A 19,461-nucleotide genomic window follows, 5' to 3' on the forward strand; every position below is an offset into this window, starting at 1 on the left:
GGCTCAGGACTGGGCGAAGCCGCGGGCGACCTCGGCCGCGCTCACCAGCGGCGCGTGGTGGTCCAGTTCGAGGCGGGCCAGGGAGGCCAGGTGCGCGACCAGCTGCACGCCGAACAGCTCGGCCACCGCCTGGTCCGTCTCGAACTCCTTGACCGCCGAGGCGAGGTCGCGCGGCAGGCGCCATGCCTTCGCCTCCTGGTAGGAGTCGCCGCGGGCGGGCGCGGGCGGCACCAGGCCGCCCTCGATGCCGTGCCGGACACCGGCCAGGGCGGCGGCCACCGCGAGGTAGGGGTTGGCGTCCGCGCCCGGCACCCGCACCTCCAGGTGCCGGCCGCCGCCGTGCCCGACCACCCGCACCGCGCAGGAGCGGTTGTCCCACCCCCACGTCGCCCTCGTCGGCGCGAAGCCGTGGTCACGGGCCAGGCGCCGGTAGGAGTTGACGGTCGGCGCCCACATCGGGCCAACCGCCGGCAGCACGTTCAGCAGCCCGGCCACCGCCTGCCGCCCCGTCTCGGACAGCAGCTCGCCCTCGCCGTCGGGGGCGAACACCGCGCCGTCGCCACCGTCGTCGTGCATCCGGTGCAGCGAGAGGTGCAGGTGCAGGCCCGAGCCGGTCCCGGTGAACGGGGCCGCCATGAACAGCGCGGACATCCCGTGCCGCTCGGCCACCACCCGGGCTGCGTGCTTGAACAGCAGGTGCTGCTCGCACGCCCGCTCGACCGGCCCGTAGGGGAAGGTGACCTCCACCTGGCCCGGCGCGCCCTCCAGCTTCAACGCCTCCACCGGCATGCCCGCCTCGGCGAGCACCCGCCGCAGCTCCCGCAGGACGGCGGCGGCGCCCGCGGGCACGTCCAACCCGTAGTCGAGGTTGCCGACCGTCGCCGGGCGCGGGCGCCAGCCGGAGCGCTCCGCGTCACGCTCGCTGCCCTCGACCAGGACGAATTCCGTCTCCAGCCCGACCATAGGCACCAGGCCCGCACCGGCGAGCCGCATCATCTGCTCCTCCAGCACCGTCACCGGGGACAGCGCGTGCGGCCGGCCCTCGGCCTGCACCGGCCGCGCCCACACCAGCGCCGTGCCCGGCAGCCACGGCAGCACCCGCGCCCGGCCCAGCTCCCAGGCCAGGTCCACGTCGCCGAACCCCGACGCCCACGACCACACGCCGCCGTCGGCGGGCGTCATACCCAGGTCGGTGCCCAGCAGGTAGCCGCACACCTCGCTGGACACGAGCCCCCGCGCCAAGCGCCCGCGCAGGACGCCGGCGTCGAACACCTTGCCCTTCAACCGGCCCTGGGCGTCGGCCACCGCGACCATCACCGCCTCGACCAGGCCGCCGTCGATCAGCTCTACCAACCGGATCTCCGGGCCCTGCCCTTCCGGCTGCGGCTCGTCGGCCGGCTTCGCCGCCTCGTCGCGGCGGTGCGCGCGCCTGCTCACACGACCTCCTCGGCCAGCTCGACCAGCTCGGCCGACTGCTGCACCGGCGGCGCGTAGTCGTACCTGCCCCGCAGCCGCCACCAACCGGCCGCCAGGCCCAGCGCCGCGAGGGCCGCGACGGGCGCGTAGTTGAACGTGTCCACGGTCACCGGGTAGGACTGCGGCAGGCACACCAGCACCGTCACCAGCGCCACCCAGCCCACCGCGACCCACCCCACCAGCCGCCCGCGGCGGCCCAGGTTCCACGGGCCCGGTCGGAACGGACTGCCCTTGCGAAGGCGCAGGTAGACCGGCACCGCGTACGCCGGGGTCATCCCCACCACGTTGACGGCGGTCACCGCCCCGTAGGCGACCGGCGACCACAGCGAGGGCAGCGCCAGGACGAACGCCGCGCCGACCGACAGCCACACCCCCGGCACCGGAGTTCCGGTGCGCTCCGAGACCCGGCTCCACAGCCCCGATCCGGGCAGCCCCCCGTCCCGGGCGAAGGCGAACACCATCCGGCTGGACGCCGCGGTCTCCGCGTTGCCGCAGAACAGCTGCGCCACGATCACCACCGACAGCAACACCTTCGCCCCGGTCGGGCCGAGGGCGTCGAGGAAGATCTGCGCGGGCGCCACGCCCGTCGGGGAGTTGAGGACGCCGTCGTAGTCGCCGACGGCCAGCAGCAGCCCGGCCAGCAGCACCGCGCCCGCGATCCAGGACACCCAGATCGAGCGGACGATGCCCTGGGGCGCCACCACCGACGCCCGCGTAGTCTCCTCGCTCATGTGCGCGGAGGCGTCGTACCCGCAGAAGGTGTACTGCGCCAGCAGCAGGCCCAGGCAGGAGACGTAGACCGGGTTGCTCCAGCCGGTGTTGTTGACGAAGTGCGTCATCAGCCAGCCGGTGCCGCGGTGCCGGTCCGGCACCACGGCCAGCGCCCCGACGATCAGCGCGACGCCGCCGAGGTGCCACCACACCGAGACGGAGTTGAGCACCGACACCAACCGCACGCCCCGCAGGTTCAGCCCCGCGTGCAGCAGCAGGATCACCGTGAAGATCCCCAGCAGGCCCAGCGCGGTGGGCTCGTAGCCGAACTGCATGTTCAGAAAGGCGCCGACGAAACTGGCCGCGCCGTAGTCGATGCCGCAGATCCCGCCGATCAGCCCGAGCAGGTTCAGCCAGCCGACCAGGAACCCCCAGCGGGGGCCGCCCAAGGCGTGGCCCATGTAGAACAGCGCGCCGCTGGTGGGGTAGGCGGAGGTGACCTCGGCCAGCGCGGCGCCGACGAACATCACCATCGCGCCGACGCCGATCCAACCCCAGAGCATCACCGCCGGGCCGCCCGCGTTCAGCCCGAACGCGAACATCGTCATGCAGCCCGACAGGATGCTGATCACGGAGAAGGACGAGGAGAAGTTCCCGAACGCGCCCATCCGACGGGCAAGTTTGGGCTCGTAGCCGAGCCGCCGCAGGTGCTCCTCGTCGCTCGGGGGCGAAGACGCGGCGTGGGCAGGGGACATCAGGGACAACCTCCGTACAGGGTGAAGGAGAAGAAGGAAGGAAGAAAAAGGAGGAGGCGCGGCAGAAAGGTCAGGCGAACGCCATCGGGCGTCCCGCGTAAGCCTGCTGTCGGGCGGTCAGCAGCAGCTCCTCACCGCGCGCGGGCGAGTCCGCGACGTAGGACCAGGGCGTCCGCGACGCGAACTGGCCCAGGGCCTCGAATACCCGGACCGCCGCGCCCATCTGCGCCGACGCCCACAGGGCGTGCGCGAGGTAGCTGAGGTCCGCTACCGGCCACGACTCCGGCTCCGCGACCGACCAGCTCTGGAAGGCCCGCTGGGCGTGGGAGAAGTGCGGCTCACGCCGCCACTGCCCCCGCGTCACCGCGTCCCGGACCGCCGTGTTGCGGTACTGGTCGACGGACACGTACAGGTGCAGCGCCGCCAGCGGCGAACCGGCCGGCGCCCGCAGCGCCGCGGTGTGCACGAAGTCGAGAGCCGCGGCGCGGTTGCGCTGCCGCCAGTACCGGTACACCCGGTGGTGCGCCTCCCGGCTCCCGGGATCCCGCCGGAGTGCCTCGTCGAGCAGCCCCCACGGGCCCGGCGGCAGCAGCGGATCCCCCGACAGCACCCGGTGCTCGGGGCGGAACTGGCCGTGGTCGAGCTCGGCGAGGGCGAGCAGGCACACCCACGGAACCGGATCGGACGGGTCCTCCTGCGCCGCAGCCCAGCACGCCTCACGGGCCTCCTGCTCCAACCGCCCGGCCTCCCGCTGAGCCTCCCTGCCGGCGAGCAGGGCGTGCTCGACCAACACCCGAAGCCGCAGGATGCCGAGCCCCGAGGCCGTCGGATTCTCGCGGGCCCACGCAGTGAGCACCGTTGACCGGGCGGCGGCCAAGCCCAGCACTTGAGTCCGGGACACCCACAGGCTCGAAAACCGCTCCGTTCCCGCCAGCAGCCGCTCCGTCGACAGCCACCGGCCGGCCAGCAGGTCGTCCACCGCTGCACGGAGCGGACCGTCGAACCCTGCAGGGTGGTAGCGCAGTCGGAACTCGGACACAACAAACCCCCCTTTCGCGCGTGGACATGACATGATGACCTGCGGGAATTCGCCGGCCTGGTGATCCGTCCGTCTCCCGAAGGCCCTTTGGACGGTTCCTTCTCCGGGGTGCGGACTGGCAGTCGCGAACCACCGTCGTCGCTGCCGGGTCTCACCAGTGCAACGACCGGGGTAGTTGGATCCAGCCGGACCGACGTCCCGTGGGAGTCATACGGAACACCGAACAACAGCGCTGCAACAGTGCAGATTTGATGCATCGTGTGGCATCTGTGCGACAAACTTGGCGGTGAGCTGCAGCCTTCCCCGTCGATAAAATCTCTGGAGCGAGTGATGACAGACCCTGATCTGCTCGCCGTGTGGCGGCGGTCGGCGGGATACACCCAGGACAAGCTGGCGGCAGCGATGGATGTCGACCGCTCGACGGTCCACCGCTGGGAGAAGGGCCGGAGCAGACCGCGCGACTGGCAGATCCCGCGGCTCGCCCAGTTGCTCGGTCGGCGCCCGGGGGACATCGGGGCGCTGCTGTGGCAGCAGGGCCCCGAGACCACCGAACAGGGATCGCCGCCTGAAGTCTCCGAGCCATCAGCGGGCATGCCGTCGTGGAACCAGCTGGACAGCGCAGTCACCGACTGGGCGGCTCTGGGGCCGACCGGTGCCGAACCCGCGCACACGCTGTGGGCCACGGAGGAGGACCTGGCGCTGATCGGGCAGATGCTGGCGATGTTCCGGCAGCTCGACCACACCTTCGGTGGCCGCACCCACGCGCAGCAGGTCGTCGACTACCTCGACCGGGAGATCGGGGCAGTCCTGCATCGTCCGGCGGCTTCACCGGACGTGGCAGTGCGCCGCGCCATGCTGACGGCGGAGTTCTGCGAGCTGGCGGGCTACCAGGCCGTCGACAACGGGCAGCCGGCCCGCGCCCAGGAGTACTACCAGCGGGCCCTGCAACTGTCCTCGTCGGTGGGCGACCGTGCCTACAGCGCGTATCTGACCGCCGTGAACCTGGGCCACCTGGCGCTTCACTGCGGCCGTCCGGAGCTGGCGCTGCAGTGGGCCTCCACCGCGAGGGCCTCCTCGACTGGGGCGAGCCCGGCCACCCGGGCGGCCGTGGCCGCAGTCGTCGCCCGGGCCAACGCGCGGCTCGGCCGGGAGGCGGAGGCGACCGCGATGCTGATCGAAGCCGAACACCTGCTGGAGTCCGTTCAGGGCGACGACCCGCTGTGGATCGGCTACTTCACGCCGGCCTACCTGGCGGACGAGGCCGCGCACTGCCTGCACGACCTCGGTCGGCCGCCCGCCGCGAGGACTCAGTTGGTCGACGCCCTCAGCGGGGTCGGCGGCGACCGGGTCCGGCGCCGTGCTCTCGACGCCGCCCTTCTCGCCTCGACCTGGGTGGTCTCGGGCGACTTGGACCAGGCGGTGGCCGTCGGGAGGCAGGCCGTCGAGTACACGGCGCGCACCGGTTCCGGCCGCTGCGTAGAGCGCGTCGCCACCGTGCTGGACGCCCTCGGCCCCCACCTCGACTACGCGCCGGTGCAGGAGCTGCACGACTTCACCCGCGCGGTACTCCCGAGCACCTTCCCCCGGCCGGGTACGACATGACGTCCCGGTAGAAGGCGAGTTCGGCCTCCAGCGCCGCTTCGAGGTCCCGGGGGTTCGACAGGTAATGGTCGCCGCCTTCCAACAGCAGCCCCCGCCCCATCCCGCGCTCGCCGAGCGCGTCGGCGAAGGCCATCGCATCGGTTGCGGAGGTGATGTCGTCCATGGAGCCGTGAACCACCAGCACCGGACGACGGACCCGCTCGGGCCGGACGGCGCCGGCAGGGCCCCGCAACGCGACGGCGTGCGGACGCTGCCAGGCCGGGACGGAGCGCGCCCAGCGGCCGGGGTCGATGATCGCGGAGATCGCAGTGGCCGCGGCGAACGGCTCCGTCCGGCAAGCGGCATTGAGCGCGGTATAGCCTCCGGCGCTCGCACCGCTGATGAAGACAGCGTCGGCGTCGGCGACGCCCTGCCCGACGAGATATTCGGCGACGGCGGCGCAGTCCTCCACGTCGAACTCCCCCCAGCGCCCGTACAATTGGCTGCGGAAGGCCCTGCCCCGCCCGGTGCTGCCGCGGTAGAGGGGCTCGGCGACCGCGAAGCCCCGGCTCACCCAGAACTGCGTCGTCCGGTCGAGGCGCAGCCGGACGTCGTCGGTCGGGCCGGGATGGACGCGCAGGAGCAGGGGCACGCGCCCGGGAGTTGCGGGTCGGTGGAGGACGAAGCGCACGTCGCCCCCCGGCCCCGGAGCGGCAAGAACCTGCGGCCGGACGGTCGGCGGGGTGTCGTTGTCGGCAGCAACCTCCAGGTTCGGGTGGGCTTCGGCCGTGGAGTTCCCCTCCAGAGCAACGAGCCAGAGGGACGGCGCGCTCACCGGGGTGGAGGCAATGACCGCCACGGCGTCGCCGAGGACCGCGCAGTACGGCTTCACGGAGCTGAGGTTGGTCCCGATGCGGCGCTGGCGTCCTGCGCCGTCGACGAGCAGCAGCTCGGTGGTGATGCCGTCTGACGCCGTCAGCACGATCCCGCCCCGGCCGGTGAAGGCGTAGGAGCGGTAGCCGCCCTCCCACGGAGCCGGCGCGCAGTCGGCCTCCATCGGGGCCACGGACTCGATGCCGCCCCGCTCCAGGCGGCGGTACAGGTTCCACCAGCCCGTCCGGTCGGAGAAGAAGTAGAGCCGGCCCTCGGGCCCCCAACCCGGCTGCACCGCCGACTCGCCGCTCCCGCCCGCAACGGTCTCGGCACTTCCGGGATCGCCGAGGGCTGACGTCAGGACCCGGCAGGAGTCCCAGGGCATCCGATCGCGGTCCCATTCGGTGAAGCACAGCCGGCCGCTGGCCGAGCGGGGGGAGCCGAGGAACCCCGTCGAACGGACGAGTACCTCGATGCGGCCGTCGGCCGCCACCGAGACGATCTCGTCCTCTCCGTCTCCACCCCGCACCGCGAGCAGCCCCTCGCCGTCGGCGGCCAAGTCGCCGTACTGGTGCTCACCGGCAGCGGCAACGACCTCGGCACCGCCCTGATGGGTTCGGCGCAGCAGGGAGCCGTCCCTGCCGGTGAACCAGACGGTGCTGCCGGTCACCGCGAAGGCACCGCCACCGTAAGCGTGGAGGCCGCCGCCCACCGGCCGGTCCGCCGGGGTGACGAACCTGGCCGCTCCGGACGGCTCCGCCCGCGCGACCCGCCGCACACCCCCGTGCTCGGGATCGGACTGCAGCCACCACAACCGGCCATCGGAGACCTGGAGTTCGTCGAGAGCGACCGTCGTCCGGGCCACCCACCCAGCGGACAACCCGCCGTGTTCGGTCATGCCGTCGATCCCTTCGGTGCCGGCCTCCTGGCAGCCCGTAGGCTACCCGCCGCCGGTGGCCCCGGCGCAGCCGAGACCCACGAGGGGACGCCGATCACCGGCCCGACGCGCGGCCGCGCCGGACCCGGCTGGCCGGTCGGTTCAGGCCGACTCCTCCTTGGGGGCGTAGCGCAGGAGGACGACGTCGCCCACCGTCTCGGCGCCGAGCAGGCGCATCCGGCGGGTGCTGCCGCCCGGGTAGGCGGCCGGGTGGAGGAAGCGGGGCGCGGCGGAGTCTCCGACGAGCAGCGGTGCGACGGCGAGATGGACCTCGTCGGCCAGGCCCAGGGCGAGGAACTGGGTGTGCACGGTGCCGCCGCCCTCGACCATGAGGCGCTCGACGCCGCGGGTGGCCAGGTCGTCGAGCATCGCGCCGAAGTCGACCGCCTCGCCGGTGCTGACGACGTCGGCCAGGCCGTCGAGTTCTTCGCGGAGCTTGGGGGCCGCGCTGTCGGTGGTGTAGACGACCTTCTTGTCGCCGTGGTGCCAGAACTTCAGGTCGCGGGACAGGTCGCCGCTGGCGCTGATCGTCACCTTGAGCGGGTACGCGGGCTTGCCGTCGGCGACGCGGGCTGCGCGCCGCTGCTCGCTGTTCACCAGGAGCCGGGGGTTGTCGGAGCGCAGGGTGTTGCCGCCGACGAGGATGGCGTCGCTGCCTGCGCGGACTGCGTCGACGCGGTCGAAGTCGGCTGCGTTGGAGAGCAGGAGGCGCTCGGGCGAGGTGTCGTCGATGTAGCCGTCGACGGAGGTGGCGACGCTCAGCAGGACGTGGGGGCGGCGGGTGGCGGGCATGGCGGTCCGTTCTGTCGTCGGTTGGGTGAAGGAAGCCGGCAGTCGGTCAGGTCTCGTGGAGCAGCAGCCCGTCGAGCGTGTCCCGGAAGTGCTGGACCTCCGGGAGACTCTGGCGGGGCCGGAGCAGCTCGTCGAGGGCGGCCAGCTCGGTGAGGATTCTGCCGGAGCCGGTGGCGGCCCCGATGGCCGCCGCCGCCCGGCCGGTCGCCGCGGCCTGCTCGGGTCCGACGGCGGCGACCTGCGAGCGTGCCAGGCGGGCCAGGTAGACGCCGCGGTCGCGGCGGAAGGTGAACGGCAGGGCGCGGATCGCCTGTTCGTAGCCGGCTGCCGCCTCGCGGTGGTGGCCGAGCAGGGCCAGCGCTCGGGCCCGCTGGGCCTCGACGTAGCCGGCGCTCAGCCACCGGCCGCGTCCGGTGTCGGAATCGGCGGGGTCGGCGAGCAGGTCGAGGGCCCGGTCGAAGGTGTGCTGGGCGGCGCGCCCGTCGCCGAGCAGGGCCTGGCCGTGGGCTCCGTAGACGGCGGCCATGGCGCTCAGCCGGGTGCCCGGGCGGGCCAGGCGCTGGGCGTAGTCGGCGAGGTCGACGGCATCGGCGCCGGAGAGCATGTCGCCGGCGAGCTGGGCCTTGCGGGCGGTGATGTACGTGGTGAGGTCGTGGTCGCCGCAGGCGTTCGCCCAGTCGACGGCGCGGTCCGCCCAGTACTGTGCGGCCTGGTGGTCGCCGCTGTCCTGGTGCAGCCAGGAACAGAACTCCGCGTACTCCGCCAGGGTGCGCAGCAGTTCCAGCCGGTCCCGGCCGTCGGCCTGGGTGCGGAGCCGCTGAACGAGTCGGACGTGCTCGTGGGCGGTGGCCACGACGTCCCGCGGGCCGACGACGTTGTCGCACTCGACCAGGGAGCGGCGCAGCGCGGCCAGGCTCTCCACCGGGTGCCGGTCCGAGGTGAGTTCGGGGAACGTGTCCGGCGGGTCGGGCAGCACGAGGCCGACAGGCCGAGCGGCCCCGGGCAGTACCGCTCCCCCGGGCAGCCGGGCCTGGCGCGGGAGCGTGAGGAACACGATCCGCCCGTCCGCCGTCCTGCAGCCCGCCCGGATGCCGCCGTCGGCGAACTCCGTCGTGGAGAACCCGCCCCCGACGGGAGCGCTGCCCGGGCCGGGACCACCGGCAGCCGCGGGCCCCGGCGGCTGCTCCGGCCGCAGGGCGCCGCCTGTGGGCCCCTGATCGCCGGGGCGGCCTTGCAGGGCCTCGGCGAGGCCGTCCGGGGAGACCTTCAACAGCATTGCCAGTTTGGGCAGTTGCCAGGGATAAGGCGTTGCCTTTCCCCGCTCCCAGCGGCCGGGCGTCGTGCGGTCGACGCCCATGTCGCGGGCCAGCCCCTCCTGGGTGTAGCCCGCCCGCCGCCGGAGCGCGACGAGGCCCTCGCGTCGTTCCTCCACCAGCCACCCCCTGCGCACGGAGAGCAGACTCTGCGGCGCACTTGCCTGCTCAGAGGCGCATTTGCATCATGGACGCCTCATAGATGCAGCAATTCTGCCCTGTTCGTACCCGGCATGTGGCGGTTCCCTGGTTCTCTGCCGGACAGTCCGGTGGAAAACTCAGGGACGGAAGGTGAGTTGCATGCCGATCACCGAACCGAACAACCCGGCCACCGAGGAGGGCGGCCTCGTGCGCGCGGTCCGCGACATCCGGGCCGCGCGCTCCCGCGCGGACGTGCCGTCGGACAACACCGGCGGCCGTAGCGACCAGAACGACACCTGATCGGGAAGCCCACGATGCCCGAACACGCTTCGTGGGCGGTGCGCCTGGGCGGGGACGACTTCCTCGCCCAGGTGCTCCACCGCTCCTACGCCCTGTTCCCCGCCCAGGGGAGCACCCCCGGGACGCTGCTGTCCTGGGACGACCTGAACGCCGTCCTGGCCACCTACCGGCTGGAGCCGCCCCGGCTGCGGCTGTCGCAGAACGGGGAGAGCATCCCCGCCGGCCGCTACACCGTCCCGGCCGCCAACCGGCGCGGGGTGCACTGGAGCCGCCTGCAGCCCGCCCTGCTCCACGCCCTCCTCGCCGAGGGCGCCTCCCTGGTCCTGGACGCGATCGACGAGATCCACCCGCCGGTGCGCGCCGCCGCCGCGGAGCTGGAGCGCTTCTTCCGCACCCCGGTGCAGACCAACGTCTACGCCTCCTGGACCGAGCAGGAAGGCTTCGGCCGGCACTGGGACGACCACGACGTGGTCGTCGTCCAGCAATACGGGGCCAAGCGCTGGCGGCTGTGGCCGCCGACCAGACCCGTGCCCGCCTTCCGCGACGTGGAGTTCCCGCCGGAACCCGAGGGCGAACCGGTCGCGGACATCGTCCTGCGCCCCGGCGACGTCCTCTACCTCCCGCGCGGCTGGTGGCACAGCGTCACCGCCGACCAGGGCGTCGAATCCCTGCACCTGACCTTCGGCCTCGTCGCCCAGACCGGCGCCTCCCTCCTGGGCTGGGTGACGGACGAACTGCATTGCGAGGAGGCGATCCGGGCGGACGTCCCCGTCCACGCCACGGCAACCGAACAGGCCGACTACCTGGAACGGCTCCGGAAGTCGGTGCTGGCCGTGCTGTCCGACCCGGACCTGATCGACCGTTGGACACGGTCGACCGCCGCCACGCACCCCGGTCGGCCGATGCCGTCGCTGCCCCACGTCACCGCCCTGCCTCAGGACCGGGAAATCACCGTGCGGCTCACCGCGCCGCGCGCCGAACTCACCGCCGACCCGGACGGCACCACACTCACGCTGGCCGCCGCCAGCACCGAGTGCGACGTCGCCGCCGGCGCGGAACCCGTACTCCAGGCCCTGCTGACCGGGCGGAGCACCACACTCGGCGAACTCGCCGACACCACGGGGCTGCACCTCAAGGACCTGGCGGAGCTGCTGACCGTCCTCATCCGCAGCCAGATGCTGGCCGTCGTCGGGACCGGCCAGTGAGCCCCGTCCTCGGCCTGGGGACCTACCGGGTGCGCGCCGCCGCCGAGGCGGCGCGCACCGCCCTCGCCGACGGCGCCGCGTGGATCGACACCGCCCCCAACTACGGCCACGGCCACGTCCACCGTGCCCTCGCGCCCGTCCTGGCCGACCACCCGGCCTCGAAGGTCGCCACGAAGACCGGGTTCCACCCGGGCGGACGGCACAGCCTCGCCCCGACCGACGTACGCGCCCAGGTCGAAAAGTCGCTCGCCGTCCTCGGCCGCGCCGACCTGATCTTCGTCCACAACCCCGAGCACCACGGCCACGACCGCGGGCACCTGCACCGCGGCATCCGCGACGCGTTCACCGTCCTGGAGGAGTTCGCCGACGCCGGCCGCATCGGCCGCTACGGCATCGCCACCTGGAACGGCTTCACCTCCGGGGCGTTCACGATCGCCGAACTCACCACCCTGGCGAGCGAGGCGGCCGGATCGCCCCGACACCACCTCGGCGCGGTGCAGATGCCCGTCAGCCTCGTCATGTACGACACCGTGCGCCAGGCCCTCGACGGCACGGGCCCCCTCGTCGAGGCACGCGGGAGCGGCCTCACCGCCTTCGGCTCCGCACCCCTGCACGGGGGCGAGCTGCCTGCGCTGATGACACCCGAACTGGTGAACCTCGTCAGCCCCGGCACGACCCCTCACACCGCCGCGTTCCGCGCCGTCGCGGCCTGCCCCGCCCTGGACGTCATCCTCACCTCGGCCAGCACCCGCCGGCACTGGGAAGATGCTGGAGCAGCACTCGCCCAGCCGATCCCCCTCGGCCACCTCAGGACGGTACTCGATGTCCTCTCCTCCGGATGAACCGACCCGGGCCGCCCTGACAGCGGCACACGCCAGGGCAGCCGGATTCCTCGACCTCCGGTGCACCGGACCGATCGCCTTCGGCACCTCCGGCACCACCGCCGGGCGCCGGGCCGACCACCTGTGGCTCCGCGTCTCCCGCAGCAGCCGCACGCGGGCGCCCCGGCCGACCGGCCAGGGCGCCCTCGGCGCCGAGCAACTTCTCCCCGACTCCGTCCTCCGCCCCCGAATCCACCGGACCGTCGACTGGATCGACGGCGAGCACTTCTACAAGGGCGACCTGGCCGACTTCGCCGGCACCGCCATCTCCACCACCCCGGACCTGCGCCACGACCCCGGCCTCGACGACACCTGGTGGCACACGCTCAAGACCGCGCTGGCCGACACCGCCACCGCCACCGGAACCAAGGCGACACCGCACCAGGCGTGGATCGACAAGAACATCCCCCAGTACCTGGGCATCCCCGCACCGACCGGGATCGAGCGGGTGACCGGCCACGGCGACCTCCAATGGGCCAACCTGACCCAGGAACCGCTGGCCCTGCTGGACTGGGAGCGCTGGGGCCTCGTACCCATCGGCTACGACCCCGCGATGCTCTGGGCCAACAGCCTCCAAGTCCCGGCCATCGCCGACCGCATCCGCACCGAGTTCGCCGACACCTTCGCCAGCTCAGCCGGCCGAGTCGGCGAACTGATCGCCCTCGCAGAGATGCTCCAAGCGGTAGACCGCGGCTACTACCCCGGACTGGCACCGCTCCTCGCGGACCGGGCCCGGGAGCTGATCGGCGCTACGGCACCGCCCACAGGTAGGCATGGGCCTGGTGGCAGCCGATCGAGGCGTTCTGCATCGAGCCCTTCCAGACGTCAACTCCCCTGAAGGTCAACCATTCTCACGAGTGATAGCCAGCGGCATACCCACCCAATTACTGCGGTTGGGGATGTTGAGGAGTCACGTTGGACCACCACTTCACGCTCGGCCTTGATGATCACGAGGGGCGGGGCGTGTCACAGTCCTCGCCCCTCCATGCCCTCATGACCTCGCCGCCGGCCGGGTGTGTCCCCCTGGCCGACGGGCCGTTCTTCCTGGAGTGCCACCGGGAGGCGGAGAGCCTTCTTGAGGGCGTCGCCGACGTTGCTGGCGAGGTGCGGGCACGCTACGGCCTTGTCCTGAACGACCTGGGTGTGGTCAAGCTGCAGGAGTGGTCCGAGGACGGCTTGAACGGCTTCGGCGCGGAGACGGTTGCGCAGCACCTTCTTCTGGCAATCTACCGGGCCGGCCTGCTGGGGTATACGGCGGAGGACCTGGTGCGGTTCATCCGGACCGTTGCAGTCGGGTCCTCCTCCCCGGATCCCGAAGGCGCGGAAGGTCACCAGTCCAGCGGCTTGCCCTCGTAGAAGAGGCCGCCGGTGGGGCCGTCGTCGGGGAGGGTCGCGAGCCACACCGGGGTGTCGGCCGCTTCTTCGGGGGTGCGGTCGGTTTCGCCGTAGGCCATGCGCGTCGCCATGCGCCCGGGCGATGCGGCGTTGACGAGGATGCCGGTGCCATGGAGTTCGGCGGCGAGGATCTGGGTGAGGGCGTTGAGGGCTGCCTTGGAGACGCGGTAACTCACGTTCCCGGTGCCCATGTTGCTCTGTGAGCCTAGGTGGCTGGTGATGTTGACGATGCGACCGTAGTTGTTCTTCCGCATCTCCTGGGCCGCGACGGCTGCGAGCCGCCAGGCACCGAGCAAGTTGGTGTCCAGGGTCGCGCGGACGCGCTCGAAGTCCGGCGCGGCAGCGGCCTGGCCACGGTCGATGGCGACGGCGGCGTTGTTGACCAGTACATCCAGGCGTCCGAGCGGAGCGGCGACGTCGGCGACGCAGCGGGCGACGTTGGCGGGATCGGTGACGTCGAGCTCGTGGGAATGGACGAACAGCCCCTTGCGGGCGAGTGCTTCCGTCGCCTCGCGGCCGGCGAGGCGGTCGCGCACGCCGAGGACGACCTGCATGCCCTGTTCGGCGAGGCGGGTGGCGATGGCGAAGCCGAGGCCGCGGTTTCCGCCGGAGACGAGGGCGACACGGGAGACGGGGGGCATGGTCATGCAGCCAGTGTGCCGAGCAACTGGTCGAGGTGCTGGACTTTCGGGTCCTTTGCGGTGAGCGGCAGTTCGGCGCGGGCGGCGGCGGCGCGGGCCGCGTTCCGCTGGGACGGGGCGGCGGTGATCATCGGAATGGCCGTCTCCAGGAGGTGGACGGCGTGGTCGGCGTCGCCGAGGGCGGTGTGGGTCCGGGCGCTCTGGACGGTGTAGGTGGCCAGGTCCCGGCTCTTGGCGGCCGGCATGAGGTCCAGGGCGGTGGCGAAGTGGCGCTGGGCGAGCCGCGGGCGGCCGAGGTCGGCATGGCAGGTGGCGGTCTGGGCGTGGAACTCCGCTGCGTCGAAGTAGCCGGTCCAGGCGGGGTCGTCGTCTCCGGCTCCGGTGCGGTCCATCTGGGTCTCGGCCGCGGACAGCAGGCGGTCGCACTCGGCGTGGTCGCCGCACGCCGCCGCCGCACGGGCCTGCCGCAGCAGGAGCATGGCCAGGGTCCGGGCAGTGACCTCGCCGACGCCGTCGACGGCGGCTGCCGCGAGCGCGCGGGCGTCCGCGAAGAGGCCGTGGTCGTAACACTGGAGGCTGAGTGACTTGATGATGTTGGCGCCCAGTGCGCGGTCGTCGGCGGCGTGGGCTGCACGCAGGCCGCTGGTCCAGTACCGCTGTGCTGCGGCGTGGAGGCCGGCGTCGAAGGACGACCACCCGGCGAGGCGGGCGAGTTCGGCTCCGAGCCGCAGCAGCCGCCGGCCGATCCGGTCGGTGTAGGACGCCTCCTTGAGGATGCCGGCGACCGTGTCGAGTTCGGCGCCCAGGAGGTGGCGAGCGCGAGGGCCGCCGAGGCGGGCCTCCAGTCGGCGGAGGCGGGGCAGGCCGTCCTCCAGGTCCGCGACGAACTGCGCGTCGATGCGGCCTCCGGCGAGCGCCGCCGTCACCGGCTCGGGATCTTCGGTGAGCCACTGGCCGGCCAGCACGGTCAGGGCCTCGCCGCCGAGCTTCATGAATCCGCGTCGGTCGAGCATGGCGTGCTCCAGGGTGTCGTCCAGCGCTTGGAGCGTGCCCTCCCGGGTCCAGGGGAAACCGGTGCGGACCGGGCCGCCGTCCGGGAGCCAGCCGGGCCAGCCGAGCCGGTGCACCTCCTTCATCGGAATGCCGAGTTCGGCGGCGAGGGCGGCTTGGCTCTCGGCATCCGGCTCGACACCCCAGTGCTCCCACCGCCAAGCCTTGCGCCGGTCGGCCGACCGGCGGGTGGCCTTGGCGACGATGTCGACCACGTCCTGGAAGGTCCAGCCCTGTTCGTCCCGCACAACGCTCAAGGGATGGACCAGGCGTACCGGTGCGCGTAAGCCGGTCGATCGGCCCATTCCCAACCCCCCGATGTGATCACCGGACCGTAGCCAGTCCGCCACTGTGCGCTGATGGTACATCCGGGACGGTTGAGGTCAGAAGACGACAGGAAGACGACAAACGCGCTCTTTTCACTGGCAGTTGATCGGGGGTTAGCTAGTGCTCCCCCCCCCGACGGGTGTCCGGCTGGCTGAACTGCGGCCGGGCACCCCGGGGCGCTCGGCCGGGGACCACTTCACGTCCGTGTCGATGACCTGGCCGCGCAGCGAGAAGACGTCCACCGACGGACGGACCACTCGCACCGATCACCTGGGGCGCGACAAGCCGGCCGCGCCCGCACCCGTTCACCGCGTACGCCGTTCCAGTCCGCCGTGCCCTCGTGCCGATGGGCGGGTCGGGCGTGCCCGAGCCTGGAGGAGCCCCATGCCCCGAAGGACCGCTGTCGTGACCGGCGGAGCCGGATTCATCGGCTCCCACCTGTGCGACGCGCTGATCCGCGACGGCCTCGCCGTGGTCTGCGTGGACAACTTCCTGACCGGCCGCCGTGACAACGTCGCCCACCTGCTCGGCACCGAGCACTTCGAGCTGGTCGAGCAGGACGTCAACGACAAGCTCGCCGTCGCGGGCGAGGTGGACGTGGTGTTCCACCTCGCGTCGCCGGCCTCCCCGGCGGACTACCTGCGCCACCCCATCCCGACGCTGTCGGTCGGCTCAATCGGCACGCTGAACGCGCTGGAGCTGGCGAAGGAACGCGGGGCCCGATTCGTTCTCGCCTCGACCTCGGAGGTGTACGGCGACCCGCACCAGCACCCGCAGACCGAGGCGTACTGGGGCAACGTCAACCCGATCGGCCCGCGCAGCGTCTACGACGAGGCCAAGCGCTTCGCCGAGGCTGCCACCGCCGCGTACCGCCGCGAGTACGGCGTGAGCACCGCGATCGTGCGGATCTTCAACACCTTCGGCCCACGGATGCGCACCGACGACGGCCGCGCAGTGCCCGCCTTCGTCACCCGCGCGCTGGCCGGGCAGCCGCTCCAGGTCGCCGGGGACGGTCACCAGAGCCGCTCCCTCTGCTACGTGCTCGACACGGTCGCCGGCCTCCTGGCGGTCGCGGCGAGCGACCACCCGGGCCCGGTCAACCTGGGCACCGAGGACGAGCGCACGGTCCTGGCGATCGCCCACCTGGTCCTCGACCTCACCAGCTCCGCCGCGGAGGTCGAGTTCACCGCCCTGCCCGAGGACGACCCGGGCCGCCGCCGGCCCGACACCACGCTGGCCCGCGAGGTGTTCGGGTGGGCGCCGAAGACGACGATCGAGGACGGCCTGGCCGCCACCGTCGTCTGGTTCACCGAGCAGCTCGCCGCCGGGGCCACCCGGTGAGCGCGCCGACCGCCGAGGTCCTCGGCCAGCTCTGGGCGGACGGGTTCACCGTCGTCCCGGCCGTGGTCACCGATCCGCTGCTGGAGCGGCTGCGCGCCGAGGCCGACGCGCTGGTGGCCGCCTTCGAGGACGGCCACCGCAGCGACGACTTCTGGTCCTTCACCCGCGAGGGCGAGAGCACGCCGGTGCTCTTCCGCGTCCACAATCTCGAGCGGCAGCCGGGCGCCCCGCTCGCGGCCGGGCTGTTCGCCACCGGCCCGCTGCACCACCTCGCCGAGTCCATCCTGGGCTGCCCGGCGCGGGCCCGGGTCATCGCCATGATCGTCAAAATGCCGCGCGTGGCCGCCGCCGTCCCCTGGCACCGCGACCGCACCGACGCCGAACCCGGCCGCGCCATCAACCTGAGCCTGTTCCTGGACGACTCCGACGCCGCCAACGGCTGCCTGGAGTTCGTGCCCGGCAGCCACCTGCTGCCCGACGTCGCCGACGTGGCCCAGGCCCGCGAGGCCGGGCCCGTGCTGACGGTCGGCGCGCTGGCCGGCGACGTGGCCGTGCACGACGTGCGAGCCGTCCACGCCTCGCGCCCCAACCCCACCGAGCGGCCCCGCCGCAGCCTCGTCATCGAGTTCATCCCCGACACCACGGAGGCACCGTGACCAGCCCCGCGCCCCGCCGCCCGAAGGTCGCCACCATCACGGTCGGCACCAACGAGGCGCGCTGGCTGCCCACCTGCCTGTCCACCCTCCTCGCCAGCAACGCCCCCGACTTCGACCTCACCGTCTGGTACGTCGACAACGCCTCTACCGACGGCAGCACCGAACTGGTCCGCGACACCTTCCCCACGGTGCGGATCATCGAAAACGACGCCAACCTCGGCTTCGCCCGCGCCAACAACGTCGGCATGCGCGCCGCCCTGACCGACGGCGCGGACTACGTGTTCCTCGTCAACCCTGACACCCGCACCCCGGCCGACCTCGTCCAGCAGCTGACCGCCTTCATGGAGCAGTGGCCCACCTACGGCATCTGCGGCCCCATGCAGTACATCTACGGCGACGCCGACGGCGGCACCGTCGCGCTGGACGAGCACAACGACTGGTCGACCCTCGCGCTGAAGCTCGGCGAGGCCGACGGCTTCGTGGGCGACCGCCCCAACCAGCCCTCCCCGGCCGGACCCGCGCACGGCCGCGCGCCCGCCACCCTGGAGCACGCCTACGTCCAGGGCGCCGCCTTCTTCGTCCGCGCCGACGTCCTGCGCACCCTCGGCCTGTTCGACCGGGTCTTCCACACCTACTACGAGGAGACCGACCTGTGCCGCCGAGCCCGCTGGGCGAACTGGCGGGTGGCTCTCAACCTGGACCTGGGCATCCAGCACTACGGCGGCGGCGGAACCGGCGCGAGCACCTACCGGCGGGTGCAGATGCGCCGCAACCGGTACTACTTCCTGCTCACGGACATCAGCTGGACGTGGCCCGCGATCATCTCCCTGGCCGGGCGGTGGCTGCGCCAGGACCTGGCCGGCCGCTCGGTCGGCGGGAACACCACCCCGCTCCGCGGGTGCGCGGAGACGGCCGCCGCCACGTGGTGGCTGCTGCGGCTCGCCCCGACCATCGCGCGCCGCCGCCGCGCCCACCGCCGCCTGCGCGCCGCCGGGGTCATGCGGTGAGGGTGCTGTTCGCCGGGGACTTCCACTGGCAGGCCGGATCGGCGCACATGGTCGCCGAGTACGTGCGCGCCGCCCCGGCGCTGGACTGCGAAGTCGCCCTCGCCGGGCCGCTGTGCCGTCTGGACGACCAGGTTCCCGGCCTGCTTCCGGTCGTCGACGACCTCGCCTGGGGCACCCACCTGGTCCTGGTCTTCGAGGGCCGCCAGTTCCTGGACGAGCAGCGGCTGGAGCTGTGCGAGCGCTTCCCGAGGGAGCGCCGGATCGTCCTGGACCCGGACGCCCACTGGGGCGAGCACACCGTCCTCGGCGTGGACGACTCCGCCGGAGCCTACGGCCACCAGCCGTGGCAGCAGCTGTACCGGCGGTTGAGCGACCTGATCCTCCAGCCGCGCCTCGGCGAACTCCCCGACGGCGCGCGGTTCTTCTCCTACTTCGGGATGCCCAAGCCGGTGCACCGCCCGGAGCGGGCACCGGCCGCGACCTACGACCTCCAGTACGTCGGCGCGAACTGGTGGCGCTGGGACGCCGTCGCCCAGCTCATCGAGGCCGCCCGGTCGGCGAGGCCGCCGCTGACCCGGCTGCGGGTGGCCGGCCGCTGGTGGTCCGGCGACCCGCACCCCGATCACCTCACCGCCACCGCCAACCGGCCCGGCTGGCTGGCAGAGCACGGTGTGAAGGTCACTGGCCCCGTCCCGTTCGGCCAGGTCCTCACCCAGATGGCGAAGGCTGAGATCACTCCGGTCCTGGCCCGTCCCCTGTTCGCCCACCAGCACCTGCTGACCCCCCGCATGTTCGAGACTGTCGCGGCCGGCACCATGCCCGTCCTGCCGCCCGAACTCGCCTACACCACCGACCTCTACGGCGAGGAGATCGCCCCGTTCCTGCTCGGCGGCGACCTGGCCGAGGACCTCACGCGGCTCCTGCGCGACAGCCACGCCAACCGCCAGCGGCTCGGCCGTGTCCAGGACGGCCTCCGCCGCCGATTCAACTACCGGCGCGTCCTGGGCGACCTCCTCGCCTTCACCAACTAGCCCGGGAGC

Annotated in this window: 18 protein-coding genes; 10 read left to right on the forward strand and 8 right to left on the reverse strand. The window is 72.7% G+C overall.

Annotated elements, in window-relative coordinates; translation table 11 throughout:
- Nucleotides 1-3: 3 nt before the first annotated feature.
- From HUT16_RS17160 to HUT16_RS17170, 3 genes are all read right to left on the reverse strand, one after another.
- The gene (locus HUT16_RS17160) at nt 4-1,437 is read right to left on the reverse strand and encodes a glutamine synthetase family protein (protein ID WP_176189039.1); all 1,434 of its coding nucleotides are present in this window, start codon (nt 1,435-1,437) and stop codon (nt 4-6) included.
- Complete coding sequence (locus HUT16_RS17165; protein WP_176189040.1) at nt 1,434-2,942, reverse strand: amino acid permease; 1,509 nt, start codon at nt 2,940-2,942, stop codon at nt 1,434-1,436. The genes HUT16_RS17160 and HUT16_RS17165 overlap by 4 nt, the downstream gene beginning before the upstream one ends.
- Nucleotides 2,943-3,012: 70 nt before the next feature.
- Nucleotides 3,013-3,921 carry a hypothetical protein gene (locus HUT16_RS17170; protein ID WP_176189041.1) on the reverse strand — a complete coding sequence of 303 codons (909 nt, stop codon included), beginning with the start codon at nt 3,919-3,921 and terminating at the stop codon, nt 3,013-3,015.
- Nucleotides 3,922-4,311: 390 nt separating this feature from the next.
- On the opposite strand from HUT16_RS17170, the gene HUT16_RS17175 reads away from it, so the two are divergent.
- The gene (locus HUT16_RS17175; protein ID WP_176189042.1) at nt 4,312-5,583 is read left to right on the forward strand and encodes a helix-turn-helix transcriptional regulator; all 1,272 of its coding nucleotides are present in this window, start codon (nt 4,312-4,314) and stop codon (nt 5,581-5,583) included.
- Here the strand turns inward: HUT16_RS17175 and HUT16_RS17180 are convergent.
- The 3 genes from HUT16_RS17180 to HUT16_RS17190 form a co-directional block, all read right to left on the reverse strand.
- Complete coding sequence (locus HUT16_RS17180) at nt 5,534-7,333, reverse strand: S9 family peptidase (protein ID WP_176189043.1); 1,800 nt, start codon at nt 7,331-7,333, stop codon at nt 5,534-5,536. The two genes, HUT16_RS17175 and HUT16_RS17180, sit on opposite strands and share 50 nt — an antisense overlap.
- Nucleotides 7,334-7,474: 141 nt before the next feature.
- Nucleotides 7,475-8,164 carry a dihydrofolate reductase family protein gene (locus HUT16_RS17185; RefSeq protein WP_176189044.1) on the reverse strand — a complete coding sequence of 230 codons (690 nt, stop codon included), beginning with the start codon at nt 8,162-8,164 and terminating at the stop codon, nt 7,475-7,477.
- A 46-nt stretch (nt 8,165-8,210) separates the two neighbouring features.
- A complete protein-coding gene (locus HUT16_RS17190) occupies nt 8,211-9,596 on the reverse strand; it encodes a helix-turn-helix transcriptional regulator (RefSeq protein ID WP_176189045.1) in 1,386 nt (461 codons plus the stop codon).
- A gap of 181 nt (nt 9,597-9,777) precedes the next feature.
- Between HUT16_RS17190 and HUT16_RS17195 the strand changes: the two genes are divergently transcribed.
- From HUT16_RS17195 to HUT16_RS17215, 5 genes are all read left to right on the forward strand, one after another.
- Nucleotides 9,778-9,918, forward strand: coding sequence for a hypothetical protein (locus HUT16_RS17195; RefSeq protein WP_176189046.1), 141 nt, complete (start codon nt 9,778-9,780; stop codon nt 9,916-9,918).
- Nucleotides 9,919-9,932: 14 nt separating this feature from the next.
- Complete coding sequence (locus HUT16_RS17200; protein WP_176189047.1) at nt 9,933-11,123, forward strand: cupin domain-containing protein; 1,191 nt, start codon at nt 9,933-9,935, stop codon at nt 11,121-11,123.
- Nucleotides 11,120-11,965, forward strand: coding sequence for an aldo/keto reductase (locus HUT16_RS17205; protein ID WP_176189048.1), 846 nt, complete (start codon nt 11,120-11,122; stop codon nt 11,963-11,965). The genes HUT16_RS17200 and HUT16_RS17205 overlap by 4 nt, the downstream gene beginning before the upstream one ends.
- Nucleotides 11,946-12,842: a phosphotransferase gene (locus HUT16_RS17210; RefSeq protein ID WP_176189049.1), complete on the forward strand. Its 897-nt coding sequence runs from the start codon at nt 11,946-11,948 to the stop codon at nt 12,840-12,842. Before HUT16_RS17205 ends, HUT16_RS17210 begins: the two co-directional genes overlap by 20 nt.
- Nucleotides 12,843-12,919: 77 nt before the next feature.
- A complete protein-coding gene (locus tag HUT16_RS17215) occupies nt 12,920-13,360 on the forward strand; it encodes an amidase (protein ID WP_176189050.1) in 441 nt (146 codons plus the stop codon).
- On the opposite strand, the gene HUT16_RS17220 is transcribed toward HUT16_RS17215, so the two are convergent.
- Nucleotides 13,333-14,046, reverse strand: coding sequence for an SDR family NAD(P)-dependent oxidoreductase (locus tag HUT16_RS17220; protein WP_254897841.1), 714 nt, complete (start codon nt 14,044-14,046; stop codon nt 13,333-13,335). The genes HUT16_RS17215 and HUT16_RS17220 overlap by 28 nt on opposite strands.
- Nucleotides 14,043-15,347, reverse strand: a complete 1,305-nt coding sequence (locus tag HUT16_RS17225; protein ID WP_217712076.1) for a hypothetical protein — start codon at nt 15,345-15,347, stop codon at nt 14,043-14,045. Before HUT16_RS17225 ends, HUT16_RS17220 begins: the two co-directional genes overlap by 4 nt.
- Before the next feature lie 475 nt (nt 15,348-15,822).
- On the opposite strand from HUT16_RS17225, the gene HUT16_RS17230 reads away from it, so the two are divergent.
- Genes HUT16_RS17230 through HUT16_RS17245 form a run of 4 tightly spaced genes read left to right on the forward strand, consistent with a single transcriptional unit; the run spans nt 15,823 to nt 19,452 of the window.
- Nucleotides 15,823-16,758, forward strand: coding sequence for an NAD-dependent epimerase/dehydratase family protein (locus HUT16_RS17230; RefSeq protein WP_368662687.1), 936 nt, complete (start codon nt 15,823-15,825; stop codon nt 16,756-16,758).
- Entirely contained in the window at nt 16,755-17,414 is a 660-nt protein-coding gene (locus HUT16_RS17235) for a phytanoyl-CoA dioxygenase family protein (protein WP_176189053.1), read from the forward strand. Before HUT16_RS17230 ends, HUT16_RS17235 begins: the two co-directional genes overlap by 4 nt.
- On the forward strand, nt 17,411-18,421 hold the full coding sequence (locus HUT16_RS17240) for a glycosyltransferase family 2 protein (RefSeq protein ID WP_176189054.1): 1,011 nt from the start codon (nt 17,411-17,413) through the stop codon (nt 18,419-18,421). The genes HUT16_RS17235 and HUT16_RS17240 overlap by 4 nt, the downstream gene beginning before the upstream one ends.
- The gene (locus tag HUT16_RS17245) at nt 18,418-19,452 is read left to right on the forward strand and encodes a hypothetical protein (RefSeq protein ID WP_217712077.1); all 1,035 of its coding nucleotides are present in this window, start codon (nt 18,418-18,420) and stop codon (nt 19,450-19,452) included. Before HUT16_RS17240 ends, HUT16_RS17245 begins: the two co-directional genes overlap by 4 nt.
- Nucleotides 19,453-19,461: the final 9 nt, after the last annotated feature.

The organism is Kitasatospora sp. NA04385 (assembly GCF_013364235.1).
GTDB lineage: Bacteria > Actinomycetota > Actinomycetes > Streptomycetales > Streptomycetaceae > Kitasatospora.